Origin of the sequence: Plantactinospora soyae, from assembly GCF_014874095.1 — a bacterium.
Lineage (GTDB): Bacteria > Actinomycetota > Actinomycetes > Mycobacteriales > Micromonosporaceae > Plantactinospora > Plantactinospora soyae.
Genome location: NZ_JADBEB010000001.1, coordinates 153927 through 167516, shown reverse-complemented (window position 1 = coordinate 167516; position 13590 = coordinate 153927). Strand labels below are relative to the sequence as shown.

Below are 13590 nucleotides of genomic sequence, written 5' to 3'. Positions count from 1 at the left end.
CGGGACAGGTGTTGATCGAAGCGATAAATCACAATTTGGTCACTCGATAGTTACTGAGCGCCTGGCGCCCGATTACCCGACGCTACTATTCGGTCTCCGCCCCTCCTCTGGAGGTTGCCGACGGTGACCCTGCTCAGCGTGATAGTTCCGGTCTACCAGGTGGAGAAGTACCTGGCCGACTGCCTCGACTCGATCCTCGGCCAGTCCCTGCGCGACATCGAACTGGTCGCGGTGGACGACGCCTCGACCGACGGCTGCGCCCGGATCCTCGCCCGGTACGCCGCCCGGGACCCCCGGATCGTGCTGGTCAGCCTGGAGCGCAACCAGGGGCTGGGTGCGGCCCGCAACGCCGGCCTCGCCCAGGCCACCGGGAAGTACGTCTGGTTCGTGGACAGCGACGACTGGCTGCCCGACGGCGCGCTGCCGGCGGTCGCCGACCGGTTGGCCCGGACCGCGCCGGATCTGCTGGTCACCGCGTACACCCGGCACTATCCGAACGGTGGGGTGCGGCACCACCCGTTGTCCCAGGCCGGTGCCGGGCGAGGTGCCCCGGAGACCTTCACACTGCGGGAGCGCCCGACCCTGCTGTCGGTACTGCATATCACCTGCAACAAGGTGATCCGGCGACAGTTCCTCCTCGAAGCGGGCCTGACCTTCGGCTCCGGCTGGTACGAGGACGTCTCGTTCACCTTTCCGTTGATGCTCGCCGCCGGACGGATCAGCCTGCTGGACCGCTGCTGTTACGCGTACCGGCAGCGGCCCGGTGGGGCGATCACCTCGACGGTCAGCGAGCGCCACTTCGAGGTCTTCGCCCACTGGGACCGGGTCCTGGCGCGGCTGGCCGCCGATCCGACGGTACCGGCCGAACTGCGTCACCTGATCTTCCAGCGGATGATCTGGCACCTGCTCCAGGTTCTCGGCCATCCCCGTCGGGTGCCGCCGGACCGGCGCCGGGAGTTCTTCGCCGAGATCGTGGCCCGATACCGCGCACACCTGCCGGCCGGCGGTTACCGGCCGCCCGGCGGAGCGCTCGGGCTCAAGCACCGGATCGTCGGTCACGGGGGCTACAGCCTGTTCGCCGCGCTCCGGGTCGCCCGGCGGGCGCACATCGGCATGGTCGCGCGGATCAGGCAGCCGAGCAGCGAACCCGTTCCGGCCGGTGCCGGTCCGGCTCCGGCAACCGTGCCCGGCAGCCGGGCCGAGGCGTCGCCCGGGGAGTTGACCGACCGGGTGGGCTGAGGCCTATTCGGCCGGGCCGTTCAGCGGTGCTCGCCGAGCGGCCCGACCCGCCAGCCCCGGCTCAGGCACTCCTCCAACAGGTGGGGCAGGGCGGCGAGGCTGGCCCGCCAGGCGCCGGGCGCGGAGGTGCAGTCGGAGTCGTGCAGCAGCACCGTCCCGCCCCCGGTCAGGCCGCCCCGCAGCGTGTCGAGCACGGACGAGCGGGTCGCCGTACGGGTCCAGTCCCGACCCCAGCAGGTCCAGAGCACCGGCGTCAGGTCCAGCCGGCGGGCGGCCATCAGCGCCGCGGTGCTGAACACGCCGTACGGTGGCCGGAAGAACCGGGGGGTCCGGCCGGTCACCGCCCCGATCAGCTCGCGGGTCCGGGCCAGGTCGCGGTAGGTCGCGTGCGGACCGCGCAGGAGCAGATTCTGGTGTGCCCAGCCGTGCACCGCCACCTCGTGGCCGGCGGCGGCGAGGTCCAGGCCGAGTTCCGGGGCCCGGGCGAGCATGGAGCCGAGCAGGAAGAACGTCGCGCGGGTACCGTGCGCGGCCAGTGCCTCGAGGAAGAGCGGGGTCGAGGCCGGGTCGGGGCCGTCGTCGAAGGTCAGCGCGACGTGGCCCGGGGCGCCCCGGCCGCTGAGCCGGGGAAAGAACCGGAGTCGTACGCCGGGCAGCACGGTCAGAGCCGGTACGGCCTGGGCGGCCAGCGCGGCACCGACCGTTGTCGCCGGTACCGCGCGTGCCCGCACTCGTTCCTCCACCCGCCTCACCATCGCCGGCCGGGTACCCGCGACAGCCGCCTTCACCCTCACCCGGACGGGTGGAGTGGGCAGGTGGGGGGTTCGTTTCCCGATCCGCACGGCTGGCACCGGACGCCCGACGTTTGGCGGGCCGGATCCCGGGTAGCCGGGCAGGCCAGCGTGCCGGCAGTGGCGCTGGTGGGGCCCGGGGCGGGGCCGGGGCCCGGTGTGGCGCGAGCTGGTCCCCGGCGGCGAGGGGTCCGGCGGCCAGGATGGACAGAGGAGACGACGGATGCGTGCCCGACCTGCGCCGGGGGTGGCGGTGATCACCGGAGCGAGCGCGGGAGTGGGCCGGGCCACGGCACGTCTGCTGGCCCGACGGGGAATGCGACTTGCCCTGCTGGCCCGGGGCGGAACGGGGCTGCGTGCCGCCGCCGAGGACGTACGGGCCAACGGGGGCGTCGCGCTGCCGATCGAGACCGACGTGTCGGACCATTCCCAGGTGGAGGCGGCGGCCGACCGGGCGACGAGTGAACTCGGACCGATCGATCTCTGGGTGAACGACGCTTTCGCGTCGGTGTTCGCGCCGTTTTCGGAGATCGGTCCGGAGGAGTTCCGCCGGGTGACGGAGGTCTGCTATCTCGGTTACGTGTACGGCACCCAGGCCGCGCTCCGGCGGATGGTGCCCCGGGGTCCGGCACCATCGTGCAGGTGGGATCCGCACTGGCGTACCGGTCGATTCCGCTACAGTCCGCCTATTGTGGCGCTAAACACGCGATCGTCGGCTTCACCGAGTCGCTACGCTGTGAACTTCTGCACGATCGCAGTCCGGTGCGCGTGACCATGGTGCACCTACCGGCGGTGAACACCCCGCAGTTCGACTGGGTGCTGTCCCGGCTGCGTAACCGGCCCCAGCCGGTGCCACCGATCTACCAGCCCGAGGTCGCCGCCCAGGCCATCGTCTACGCGGCCGACAGACCGCAGCGCCGGGAGTACTGGGTGGGTGCCTCCACCGTCGGCACCATCCTGGCCAACCGGTGCGTACCCGGCCTGCTCGATCGCTATCTGGCCCGCTCGGGCTACTCGGGGCAGCAGACCGACCAGCCGGCCGATCCAGACCGGCCGAGCAACCTGTGGCACCCGCTGGACGACGGCGGTGGGGTGGACCCGGGAGCGCACGGCTCGTTCGACCGGCGGTCCGGGGCGCGCAGTCCACAACTGTGGTTGTCGCAGCACCGGGGTCTGCTCGCCGCCGGGCTGGTCGCCGCCGCGACCGTCGGCGCGGTGCTCGGCGCCGCGGCGCTGCGGCGGCGGTAGTCGCGGTCGCCGCCCGGTCGCCGACCTCCGGCCGTGGATCCGTCGACCTGCCGCCTCAAACCGCTCTGACCTGCGGTTTGTCGCAGGTGGTCGGTAATCGTCGACCGGTCAAATAGGACATCTCTCGGAGCGGTCGGCGGGTTGCCGTCCATGCGCTAGGTAAATAGCCGACAGCAGTATGTCGATAACGGCGACTCAAAGGATGTTCTTCGATGGATCTGCCACGCCATGATTACTGATAGTTGTTGACTGACAACGCTTTTGTCGCCAATCGGGTCTTGCCATTCTGGAAGTGAAACCAGGTATGCTGTCTGCCGTTCATAGTCGCCGGATACCACGTGGTGCCGGCGCTGATCGCCGCCTAATCGCCACCCGGCGAACCGGGGACCCAAGCACGTGGGGTGAATCCGCGCGAGCGGTAGGGACCTCTTCCATCCCGAACCCGTCAGCTAACCCGGTCGGCGGCCGACGGAAGGGATACATGTGAGGGCACCCCTACGCCGATCGCTGGCGACTGCCCTGGCACTGCTCACCGCCGCAGCACTGATCGTGGTTCCGTCGGCAGCGTCGGCGGCGCCGGCCTCACCGAAGCCGGCGGCTCCCAAGGAGGACGTCGACTCGCCGATCCTCGGTGACGTACTCGCCACCACTGGTAGGCGGTACGCGGAGGCCCAGGCCGCGGTCAAGAAGTCCAGGCAGCGGCAGTCGCAGCTCGCCGGAGACCTCAAAAAGGCGGAGGCCAGGCTGGCGGCGCTCGCTCCGGAGGCGAGCAAGATCGCCGCTGAGTCGTACCGCAGCGGCAAGCTCAGTGCCGTGTCGATGTTGCTGAACAGCGCCTCGACCGACTCGTTCGTCGACCGGGCCGCCGCGCTGGACGAGCTGAACCTGTTCAACAATCAGAAGCTCCGGGCCCTGAACCAGGCGCGTGAGCAGGTCAGCCAGACCAAGGCGGCGGTCGACGCCGAGGTCGCCAAGCAGGCCGCGCAGGAAAAGATCATCAAGAAGCAGCGGCAGGAGGCCGAGAAGGCCCTCTCGCTGGTCGGCGGCAGGTCGCGCCCCGACCGGGGCCTCGTGGACGCCAAGTCGGCGGTCGCCCGGCCGGGGCCGGGGATGGCGGACGGCTTCCCGGGGGAGGGATGCAACAGGGACGATCCGACCACCAACGGATGCGTCACGTCCCGGACCCTGCACGCGTACAACGAGGTTCGGCGGGCGGGCTTCAAGAGGTTCGTCGGTTGCCACCGCGACGGCGGCCCCTTCGAGCATCCCAAGGGTCGGGCCTGTGACTGGTCGTTGAAGAACTCCGGCTTCAGTCGGGCCGCGAACGACGATCAGATGAAGTACGGCAACGACCTTACCGCCTTCCTGGTCCGCAACGCCGACAGGCTGGGCATCCTTTACGTGATCTGGTACAAGGAGATCTGGTTCCCGGCCACCGGCTGGAAGTCGTACAGCGGTCCGAGTGACCACACCGACCACGTGCACATGTCGATGCTGTAAGCGATCGCACGCAACACCCCGTACCAACCGCAACCGCCCCGCCACCCACTCCGGGTGGCGGGGCGGTTGCGTGGTGACATCCACTTTCAACTTGCATACATAGCGATGTCCGCATACGTTGTTTCCCGGGACGGCGGGGGCCGGCCCGGGGAGGGGGCCACAGATGGGCGCCGGACACGCGCACGCAACTCCGCAGGCGTGGGCGGGGGAGCGGCATCGCCGACCGCTCTGGTTGGCCTTCGGGATGTTGGCCGTCTATATGGTGGTGCAGGCCGTCGCCGCCTGGCTGACCGGCTCGCTCGCGCTGCTCTCGGACGCCGGACACATGTTCACCGACGTACTGGGCATCGGCATGGCACTCGCGGCGATCATCGCCGCCGGCCGCGCGTCGAACGATCCACAGCGCACCTTCGGGCTGTACCGCCTGGAGGTGCTCGCCGCGCTGGCGAACGCGGTGCTGCTCTCCGGAGTGGCGATCTTCGTACTGGTGGAGTCGGTCCGCCGGTTTGACGATCCGCCCGAGGTGGCGGCCGGGCCGATGCTGGTCGTCGCCGTCGGCGGCCTGGCCGTGAACGTGGTGGCCTTCCTGCTGTTGCGTAGCGGGGCCAAGGAGAGCATCAACCTGCGCGGCGCCTACCTGGAGGTGCTGGGTGACCTCCTCGGTTCGGTCGGCGTCATCATCGCCGCCTCGGTCATCGCCACGACCGGCTGGCGGTACGCGGACCCGATCGTCGCCGTCGTGGTCGGTCTGCTCATCCTGCCCCGGACCTGGAAGCTCGCGCTGGCAGCCGGTCGGGTACTGGTGCAGGCCGCGCCGGCGCACGTCGAGGTCGCCCTGGTCCGGGAGCGGCTGGCCGGCCTGGACGGGGTGACCGAGGTGCATGACCTGCACGTCTGGACCCTCACCTCCGGGATGGAGGTGGCCTCGGCGCACCTGAACCTGGGCGAGGGTGCCGACGTGGCGGCGGTACTGGCGGCGGCCCGTCGACACCTGCACGACGACTTCGGCATCGAACACGCCACCCTCCAGGTCGAACCGCCGAGCGCCGAGCGACTCTGTCATGGAACCTCGTGGTGACGCGCGCCGTCGGCGGTTGACTGGCACCATCGGCACATGACCACGATCGACGTCGTACTCGGCGACATCACCACGGAGAACGTGGACGCCATCGTGACCGCGGCCAACGAGTCGCTGCTGGGCGGTGGCGGGGTGGACGGCGCGATCCACCGGGCGGCCGGCCGCCGGCTCGCCGAGGCGGGTGGGAAGATCGGGCCGTGCCCACCCGGTGAGGCGATGGCGACCCCGGCGTTCGACCTGGATCCGCCGGTCCGGCACGTCATCCACACCGTAGGCCCGGTCTGGGAAGGCGGCCGGTACGGCGAGGCCGGGGTGCTGGCCTCCTGCTACCGCCGCTGCCTGGCCGTCGCCGACGAGCTGGGTGCCGGCAGCGTCGCCTTTCCGGCCATCGCCACCGGGGTGTACGGGTTTCCGCCGGAGCAGGCGGCCCGGATCGCGGTCACGACGCTCCGGTCGACGCCGACGGAGGTGTCCCGGATCCGCCTGATCGCCTTCGACGCCGAAACCCTGGACCTGCTGCGCACCGCGCTCGCGGCCTGAACCCGCCGGCCGTCGACACCCGCCCGGTGATTCGCGGGTACCCGCGCGACGGCCCGCGGGGCTGACCCCCGGCCGTGTCGCCGCTCGTGTCGCCGTCCGGCCGTGCCGCCGCTCGTGTCGCCGCCCGCTCGCGGGCCGCCGCTCGTGTCGCCGCCCGCCCGTGCCGCCGCCGCACGCGGACGCGGACGCGGACGCGATCATTCTGGTTCGCGGAACACAGACGATCAACATCCTGACAGACGGAGCAGGTTGCTGTCCTCCGCCGTTCTGTCGGTCTCGCGCGCCCCGGATCGGGACGTGCCGGCCGGATGTCCGAGCCGGGTCGACCGGTCCGTTCTTGATGTTGTTACGAAACGGCCACGAAATGTTCCGCATAGCAGAACCAACAGAGGGGGGCGTTGCTATGAGCGGAACCGAATTGTAGCGTCCGGCTAAGCGGCGAGCCGGTCCCACCTGGCGTCCCAGCCGATCCGGACGGGTCGGGCACGCACGCGACGACCCCAGAGGGCAAGGGAGTCCAGGATGATCAGCCGGCGTCGTCGATCCCACGAAGGAACACCGCGATGCTCCGGGTGATCGGTGCCCGGCTGCTCCAGATGCTGGTCGTCGTTCTCTGCGTGACGGCGCTCGGATTCGGGCTCGTCAACATCCTGCAGGGCAACGTCGTCTACGCCATCCTCGGTGACTTCTACACCCCCGAGGCGGCCGCCGAACTGACCGCCCAGTTGCGGCTGGACGATCCGCTCTACGTCCGTTACCTGGACTGGCTCGGCGCCGCCGTACGGGGCGACTTCGGCACCTCGGTGATCACCCACCAGAGCGTCAGCGAGGCGATCCGGCTGGCGCTGCCGCCGACCGTCGAACTGCTCGTCGGCGCACAGATCGTCGGCATCACCCTGGCGCTGCTGACCACCGTGCTCTCGCTGCGGTTCCGCTGGGCGGACCGGTTCGTCACCGTACTCGGGCTGATCGGCAACTCGGTACCGGCGTTCGTGGTGGCGCTGATGCTGATCGTGGTCTTCGCGACCGGCCTCCGGATGGTCTCCTCGATCGGCTGGGTGGACCCCGCCACCGAGGGCTGGGGCGCCAACATCAAGGCGATGATCATCCCGTCGGTCGCGCTCGGGGTGTCGGTCTTCCCCGAGTACATGCGGGTGCTGCGCAGCGAGATCTACGAGCAGTTGGAGAGCGAGGAGTACGTCACCCTCGCCCGGATGAAGGGCCTGTCCAAACCCAGGATCCTGGTCCTGCACGTGGCTCGGAACTCGGTCGGCGGGCTGATCACGCTGATCGCGCTCACCACCGGGTTCCTGCTCTCCGGCGTGGTGATCGTCGAGGAGGTCTTCTCGATCCCGGGGATCGGCCGCCTGGTGCTCGGCGCCATCAACAACCGCGACGCGACCCTTCTTCAGGGCGCGATCGTGCTGATCGCGGTGGGCGTGGTGGTCGCGAACCTGGTCGGCGAACTGATCCAGATGCGACTCGATCCACGGGTACGGCCGGGCGCGCGTCGCCGGGTCCGGGCCGGATGAACCGGCTCCGGGGTACCGGCCCGGGGCTGGTGACCGGGTCGGGCGGCGGCACGGCGGGACAGACGAGGGAGAGGCGATCGCAATGAGTACCGACGTACAGCGAAGGGACGTGTCGGACCCCGCGCCGATCGCGGTCTCCGACGCCGACGAGGCGTGGATCTCCGCTCCCGGCCGGGACCGCCACCTCGCCCGGCTCGCCCAACTCGGCCGCGCGCTGCGGGCGCCGTCGGTGGGCATCCCGGCCGCGGTCTTCGTCGTCGTGGTGCTGGCCTGCTTCGCCGGGCCGGCCCTGCTGTCGCTGCCGTCCCCGGTCACCGGTGACCTGGCCAACGCGATGGCCCCGATGGGCTCACCCGGTCATCCGCTCGGCACGAACGAACTCGGCAACGACGTGCTGTCCCGGCTGCTGCACGGCGGCCGGGTGTCGATCATCGTCGGGCTCGGTGCCACCGCGATCAGTCTGCTCGCGGGCGCCCTGCTGGGGGTGACGGCCGGCTTCTTCGGCGGCCTCTACGAGACGTTCGTGATGCGGCTCTTCGACACGCTGCTGGCCTTCCCCGGCCTGATCCTCGCCCTGGTGATCGCCGACTACCTCGGTCCCAGCCTCACCAACACCACGCTGGCGATCAGCCTCTTCGGGGTCTCCCGGTTCGGTCGGCTGGCCTGGTCGCAGACCCTGACCGTCCGGCACCGGGACTTCGTCACCGCACCCCGCAGCGACGGCGCCGCCGCGTACCGGGTGATCTTCGGCCACATCCTGCCGAACGTCCTGCCGCCGCTGCTGGGCTTCGCGCTCTTCACCATCGGCACCGCGATGATGATCGAGGCCGGGTTGAGTTATCTCGGACTCGGCGTACCGGAGCCCGAGCCGACCTGGGGCAACCTGATCGCCACCGGGGACGCGTACCTCAGCAGCGATCCCCGACTGGTCGTCCTGCCCAGCATGGCGCTGTTCGTCACCGTCCTGTCCCTGAACCTGGTCGCGGACGGACTCCGCGGTCGGCTGACCGAGGAGCGCTGATGACCCGTTCCGGACCCACCCAGGCCGACCGGCCCACTGGGCCGCCGGCATCCACCGCACCCGGGACCACTCCGGTGGTCGAGGTCGAGGACCTCACCGTACGGGTGCGGCGGGGCTCGGCCATGTTGACCCTGGTGGAGGGGTTGTCCTACCGGGTGGCACCCGCGCGGGCGATGGCGATCGTCGGCGAGTCCGGCGCGGGCAAGTCGATCGGCATCCGGGCCGTACTGGGGCTGCTGGATCCGCGCCGGTTCGAGGTCACCGGCACCGTACGCTTCGACGGCGTCGACGTGGCGCAGCTGCCGAGGGCGAAGCGCCGTCACTTCGTCAGCGGTGTCGCCTCGCTGGTGTTCCAGGATCCGACCCGGTCGCTGAACCCGACGATGCGGGTCGGGCCGCAGATCGCCGAGGCGATGCTCGCCGGCTCGGGGCGGCCCGACCAGGCGTCCGGCGAGGCGCCACTCGGCCGGGCGGAGGCGCGTCGGCGCAGCGTCGAACTGATCCGCGATGTCGGGATCGCCGCGCCGGACGAGCGGTACTTCGCCTATCCGCACGAACTCTCCGGCGGAATGCGGCAGCGGATCGTGATCGCGATAGCGCTGGCCTGCCGGCCGAAGGTGATCTTCTGTGACGAGCCCACGTCGTCGCTGGACGTGACCACCCAGGCGGCCATCATGGACCTGCTGGACGGGCTGCGCGAGGCCCACTCGATCAGCAACATCGTGGTCACCCATGATCTGGCGCTGGCCGCCTCCCGGGCCGAACAGGTGCTGGTGATGTACGGCGGGCAGGTGGTCGAGGCGTTGCCGGCCCGAGGCATTGCCCGGACCTCCCGGATGCCGTACACCCAGGCGCTGATCCGGGCGGTACCGGATGTCGGACTTCCCGGCCGGCCGCCCCGACCGATCGAGGGATCGCCACCGGATCCGCGCGACCCGCCACCCGGATGCGCCTTCGCGGCCCGGTGCGAGCACGCCGAGGACGACTGCGGACAGGACCGGCCGGCCCTGGTCGAGGTGACCGATCGACACCTCGTCCGCTGCTGGCACCCCCGATCGACGCCCCCGCAGCCGTCGACCTCCGCACAGCCGTCGACCTCCGCACAGCCGTCAACGTCCCCACAGTCGTTGACGTCCTCGCAGTCGTCGACGTCCTCACAGTCGTCGTCGACGACGCCGGTAGCGGAGGTGGCCCCATGACGACCGGGTCGGGATCCGAGCCGGTGCCGGCGCCGGTGCTGGACTGCGTCGACGTGGTCCAGGAGTTCAAGGTCAAGGGGCGGCGGCCGTTCCAGCGGTCGACGGTGTCGGCGGTCGCCGGAGTCAGCTTCACGATCGCCCGGGGCGAGACGTTCGCCCTGGTCGGCGAGACCGGATCCGGCAAGTCCACGCTGGCCCGTACGGTCATCGGGGCGCCGGGACCGGTCAGCGGGCGGGTGACGGTGAGCGGCCGTACCGTGGGCGGGCGGCGGATGCGCGGCACCGGACGGCGGGGCACCGGCGGTGGCGTACAGATGGTGTTCCAGGACCCGTTCTCGGCACTCGATCCACGGTGGACGGTCGAGCGAAGTGTGGCGGAGCCGCTGATCACCGCCGGGGTGCGGTCGAGCGTGGACCGGCGCCGCCGGGTGGCCGAGATCCTGCACCTGGTCGGCCTGAACGCCAGCCGCTTCGGTGGCCGGCGGCCCCGGGAACTCTCCGGCGGTCAGGCCCAGCGGGTGGCCATCGCCCGCGCCCTGGTGTCCCGACCGGACCTGGTCATCCTGGACGAGCCGGTCACCGCGCTCGACGTCTCGATCCAGGCCCAGGTGCTGGGGCTGCTCTTCGAGCTGAAGAACCGGTTGTCGCTGACCTGCCTGTTGATCGCCCACGACCTCGCGGTGGTGCGTACCCTCGCGGACCGGACCGGGATCATGTATCTCGGGCGGCTCTGCGAGACGGCCCCGACGGACGAGTTGTTCGCCAGCCCGGCCCACCCGTACACGGCGGCGCTGCTCTCGGCGATTCCGCCGGACCTGCACACCGAGACGGTCCGGGAACGGATCCCGGTGGTCGGCGAACAGCCCTCCCCACTGCGCCCGCCGTCCGGCTGCCGGTTCCGCACCCGCTGTGTCTACGCCCAGCAGACCTGTGCCGACCGGGTGCCCGAGCTGCGGGAGATCGCGCCCGGTCACCGGGTCGCCTGCCACTTTCCGCTCGGCGGTACCCGGGCCGTCGACGTACCCGTTCCCGCCCGTCCGTCCCCACGTCCCGAATCGATGCCGCTGACCGAACCGTTGCCGGAAAACAAGGGTGATCTGTAGTGGAAGCCATAAAGATCTATTTCGACCCCCGGTGCCCGTGGTGCTACCTGACCACCAAGTGGGCCTGGCGACTGGCGGAACTCGGCGAGGTCGAACTCGACTGGGGACTCTTCTGCCTGGAGATCCTCAACCTTCCGGAGGGCGCCGACCCGCTCGAACTGGAGGCGATCTCCGGACCGGCGCTGCGCTGTGCGGTGGCGATCCGGCGTAAGGCGGGCTCCACGGCGATCGGGGCGTTCTACCGGGCGTTGTCCCGGCGTACCTGGGAATCCCGGCCGCCCGCCCCGGACCTGGTGGTGGCGGTCCGGGAGTCGGTGGTCGAGGCCGGCTTCGACGAGGTGCTGTTCGACGAGGCGATGGCCGATCCGGGAACCTGGGCCGAGGTCGTCGCCGACCACCAGGGACTGATCGGCCGGGCCCGGAGCATCGGCGTACCCACCATCGCGCTCGACGGCGGCGACGGTCCGATGATCTTCGGCCCGGTGCTGAACCGGATGCCCAGCGACGAGGACGCGGTCGAACTCTGGCGGCACGTCTCCTGGCTGGTCCGGTACGACAGCTTCTCCGAACTCAAGCGGGGCCGGCTCGGCGCCCCGACACTGCCGGCGATCTTCCACGACGACGGTGCCCGTACGCCGTGGTGGCCCTGGGGTCAACGGCCCTGGGCCGCCCCCGAGCCGGAGGCCGAAACGGATCAGCCGGCGGCGGCTCCAGATCAACCGGTAGTGGCGTCGACGGGGAAGAACGGAGTGCAGGGATGAGACGACGAAACGTACTCCTCCGGCTGGCCCTGGTCGCGAGCGTCGGGCTCGCCCTGGCCGCCTGCGGCGGGTCCGGTGGCAACGGCGCCACCGGCAACGGCGGCGCGGACGGCAAGATCACCGTCGGTGGGTACAACTACAAGACCCTCGACCCGGGCGGCACCGGCTACATCAGCAAGTCCGTGCCGATCTCGCTGGACATCTACGGCTCGCTCTTCGACCCGCCGGAGTCCAAGGACGGCGACTTCGTCCCGGACCTGGCCACCGGCTACAAGTACGGCGACGACCTCAAGACGCTCACGATCGACCTGCGCCAGGGCGTGACCTTCTCCGACGGTACGCCGTTCGACGCCGAGGCGGTGGTCTACAACTTCGAGCGCTACAAGAGCGCGGAGTCGCCGAACGCCCAGTACTTCAAGCAGATGTCGTCGGTCACGGCCAGCGGCGAGCACCAGGTCACGATGACGTTCAGCGAGCCGACCGCGACCATGATCGCCTTCCTGACGTACACCCCGGCGACGCTGATCGGCTCGCCCACCGCGCACAAGAAGATCGGCCAGCAGCAGTTCGGGCTGAAGCCGGTCGGTGCCGGGCCGTTCGAGATCGTCAGCCACAAGCCGGGCGAGGAACTGGTCCTCAAGCCGTTCGAGAAGTACTGGGACCGGAGCAACGTCCACCTGGCCGAGGTCAAGTACATCAACACCAGCCCCGAGGCGCAGGTCTCCTACCAGCACGTCGCCTCCGGCTCGATCGACAGTGTGCAGGTCAGTGGCGTCTCCACCCCGCCGAACGTGCTGGACGACGCGAAGGCCAACCAGGAGATCGCCACCATCGCCGGGGAGAACACCCTCTACGCCTTCCTGCCGATCAACACGTACAAGCCGCCGTTCAACCGGCCGGAGGCACGGCAGGCGATCAACTACTGCACCGACCGGGACTCGATCGCCAAGAACGTGCAGCGTGGCTGGGTCACCCCGGCGTACGTACTGGCCGGTGCGGACAGCCTGTACTACCCCGACGGCGGGGTGGACGGGGCGAAGGCGCAGTTCCCGTACCCGTTCGATCCGGCCAAGGGCAAGGCGCTGGTGGACCAGCTCGGTGGGCTGGAGTTCAGCCTGCTCAACATCGGTGGCCACTCGCAGGTGATCTCGAACGCGCTGGCCCAGCAGTGGCAGCAGTGCGGGATCAGGGCACAGGTCAAGGCGGTGCAGGGGCCGCAGCTCAGCGAGGCGTACTCGGACGGCACCTACCAGATGGCGTACGCCTTCAGCGGCGGCATCAACGACCCGCAGTTCTACACCTCGTTCCAGTCCCCGTCCACGCCGCAGGGCAAGCACGGGTTCGCCCGGGAGCACCCGGAGGTGCCGGAGCTGATCCAGTCGGCCAACCAGACCCTCGACGCGGCGGTACGGCAGACGACCTGGCGCAAGGTCTGGTCGACGATGAACGACCTCGGGGTCGACATCCCGATCATCAGCGGGCCGAACTACACCTTCCAGTCCAAGTGCCTGGCCGACGTCGACTTCGCGGCCGTCGGTGCCCAGTTCAGAAGTGCCCGACTGACCTGTTAGGAGCGTG

At 70.2% G+C, this 13590-nt stretch carries 11 protein-coding genes, 1 pseudogene and 1 riboswitch; of the genes and pseudogenes, 11 read left to right on the top strand and 1 reads right to left on the bottom strand.

The features are described from left to right. Window positions 1-123 precede the first annotated feature (123 nt). Window positions 124-1239 carry a glycosyltransferase family 2 protein gene (locus H4W31_RS00700; protein ID WP_318782959.1) on the top strand — a complete coding sequence of 372 codons (1116 nt, stop codon included), beginning with the start codon at window positions 124-126 and terminating at the stop codon, window positions 1237-1239. A gap of 20 nt (window positions 1240-1259) precedes the next feature. Here H4W31_RS00700 and H4W31_RS00695 read toward each other — a convergent pair whose 3' ends face one another. After that, window positions 1260-1982 carry a polysaccharide deacetylase family protein gene (locus H4W31_RS00695; protein WP_318782958.1) on the bottom strand — a complete coding sequence of 241 codons (723 nt, stop codon included), beginning with the start codon at window positions 1980-1982 and terminating at the stop codon, window positions 1260-1262. Window positions 1983-2253: 271 nt separating this feature from the next. Between H4W31_RS00695 and H4W31_RS00690 the strand changes: the two are divergent. The 10 genes and pseudogenes from H4W31_RS00690 (at window position 2254) to H4W31_RS00645 (ending at window position 13583) form a co-directional block, all read left to right on the top strand. Continuing rightward, window positions 2254-3278: pseudogene (locus H4W31_RS00690) on the top strand (SDR family oxidoreductase). A gap of 348 nt (window positions 3279-3626) precedes the next feature. Further along, window positions 3627-3758: riboswitch (cyclic di-AMP (ydaO/yuaA leader) on the top strand. Window positions 3759-3761: 3 nt separating this feature from the next. Next, window positions 3762-4778, top strand: coding sequence for a coiled-coil domain-containing protein (locus H4W31_RS00685; protein WP_192764855.1), 1017 nt, complete (start codon window positions 3762-3764; stop codon window positions 4776-4778). A gap of 163 nt (window positions 4779-4941) precedes the next feature. Continuing rightward, the gene (locus H4W31_RS00680; protein ID WP_192764854.1) at window positions 4942-5856 is read left to right on the top strand and encodes a cation diffusion facilitator family transporter; all 915 of its coding nucleotides are present in this window, start codon (window positions 4942-4944) and stop codon (window positions 5854-5856) included. A gap of 36 nt (window positions 5857-5892) precedes the next feature. After that, the gene (locus H4W31_RS00675) at window positions 5893-6396 is read left to right on the top strand and encodes an O-acetyl-ADP-ribose deacetylase (protein WP_192764853.1); all 504 of its coding nucleotides are present in this window, start codon (window positions 5893-5895) and stop codon (window positions 6394-6396) included. 563 nt (window positions 6397-6959) lie between these two features. Next, window positions 6960-7928 carry an ABC transporter permease gene (locus tag H4W31_RS00670; RefSeq protein ID WP_192764852.1) on the top strand — a complete coding sequence of 323 codons (969 nt, stop codon included), beginning with the start codon at window positions 6960-6962 and terminating at the stop codon, window positions 7926-7928. A gap of 82 nt (window positions 7929-8010) precedes the next feature. Then, complete coding sequence (locus H4W31_RS00665; protein WP_192764851.1) at window positions 8011-8949, top strand: ABC transporter permease; 939 nt, start codon at window positions 8011-8013, stop codon at window positions 8947-8949. Continuing rightward, window positions 8949-10148, top strand: coding sequence for an ABC transporter ATP-binding protein (locus tag H4W31_RS00660; RefSeq protein WP_192764850.1), 1200 nt, complete (start codon window positions 8949-8951; stop codon window positions 10146-10148). Before H4W31_RS00665 ends, H4W31_RS00660 begins: the two co-directional genes overlap by 1 nt. After that, on the top strand, window positions 10145-11251 hold the full coding sequence (locus tag H4W31_RS00655) for an oligopeptide/dipeptide ABC transporter ATP-binding protein (protein ID WP_192764849.1): 1107 nt from the start codon (window positions 10145-10147) through the stop codon (window positions 11249-11251). The genes H4W31_RS00660 and H4W31_RS00655 overlap by 4 nt, the downstream gene beginning before the upstream one ends. Then, window positions 11251-12012 carry a mycothiol-dependent nitroreductase Rv2466c family protein gene (locus tag H4W31_RS00650; protein WP_192764848.1) on the top strand — a complete coding sequence of 254 codons (762 nt, stop codon included), beginning with the start codon at window positions 11251-11253 and terminating at the stop codon, window positions 12010-12012. Before H4W31_RS00655 ends, H4W31_RS00650 begins: the two co-directional genes overlap by 1 nt. Beyond that, window positions 12009-13583 carry an ABC transporter substrate-binding protein gene (locus tag H4W31_RS00645; RefSeq protein WP_192764847.1) on the top strand — a complete coding sequence of 525 codons (1575 nt, stop codon included), beginning with the start codon at window positions 12009-12011 and terminating at the stop codon, window positions 13581-13583. The genes H4W31_RS00650 and H4W31_RS00645 overlap by 4 nt, the downstream gene beginning before the upstream one ends. The last annotated feature ends 7 nt before the right edge of the window (window positions 13584-13590 follow it).

Bases quoted from the DNA above. Each gene is read 5' to 3' on its own strand.
- H4W31_RS00680 (WP_192764854.1), top strand. From the start codon at position 4,942: ATGGGCGCCGGACACGCGCACGCAACTCCGCAGGCGTGGGCGGGGGAG.
- H4W31_RS00675 (WP_192764853.1), top strand. From the start codon at position 5,893: ATGACCACGATCGACGTCGTACTCGGCGACATCACCACGGAGAACGTG.
- H4W31_RS00670 (WP_192764852.1), top strand. From the start codon at position 6,960: ATGCTCCGGGTGATCGGTGCCCGGCTGCTCCAGATGCTGGTCGTCGTT.
- H4W31_RS00665 (WP_192764851.1), top strand. From the start codon at position 8,011: ATGAGTACCGACGTACAGCGAAGGGACGTGTCGGACCCCGCGCCGATC.
- H4W31_RS00660 (WP_192764850.1), top strand. From the start codon at position 8,949: ATGACCCGTTCCGGACCCACCCAGGCCGACCGGCCCACTGGGCCGCCG.
- H4W31_RS00655 (WP_192764849.1), top strand. From the start codon at position 10,145: ATGACGACCGGGTCGGGATCCGAGCCGGTGCCGGCGCCGGTGCTGGAC.
- H4W31_RS00645 (WP_192764847.1), top strand. From the start codon at position 12,009: ATGAGACGACGAAACGTACTCCTCCGGCTGGCCCTGGTCGCGAGCGTC.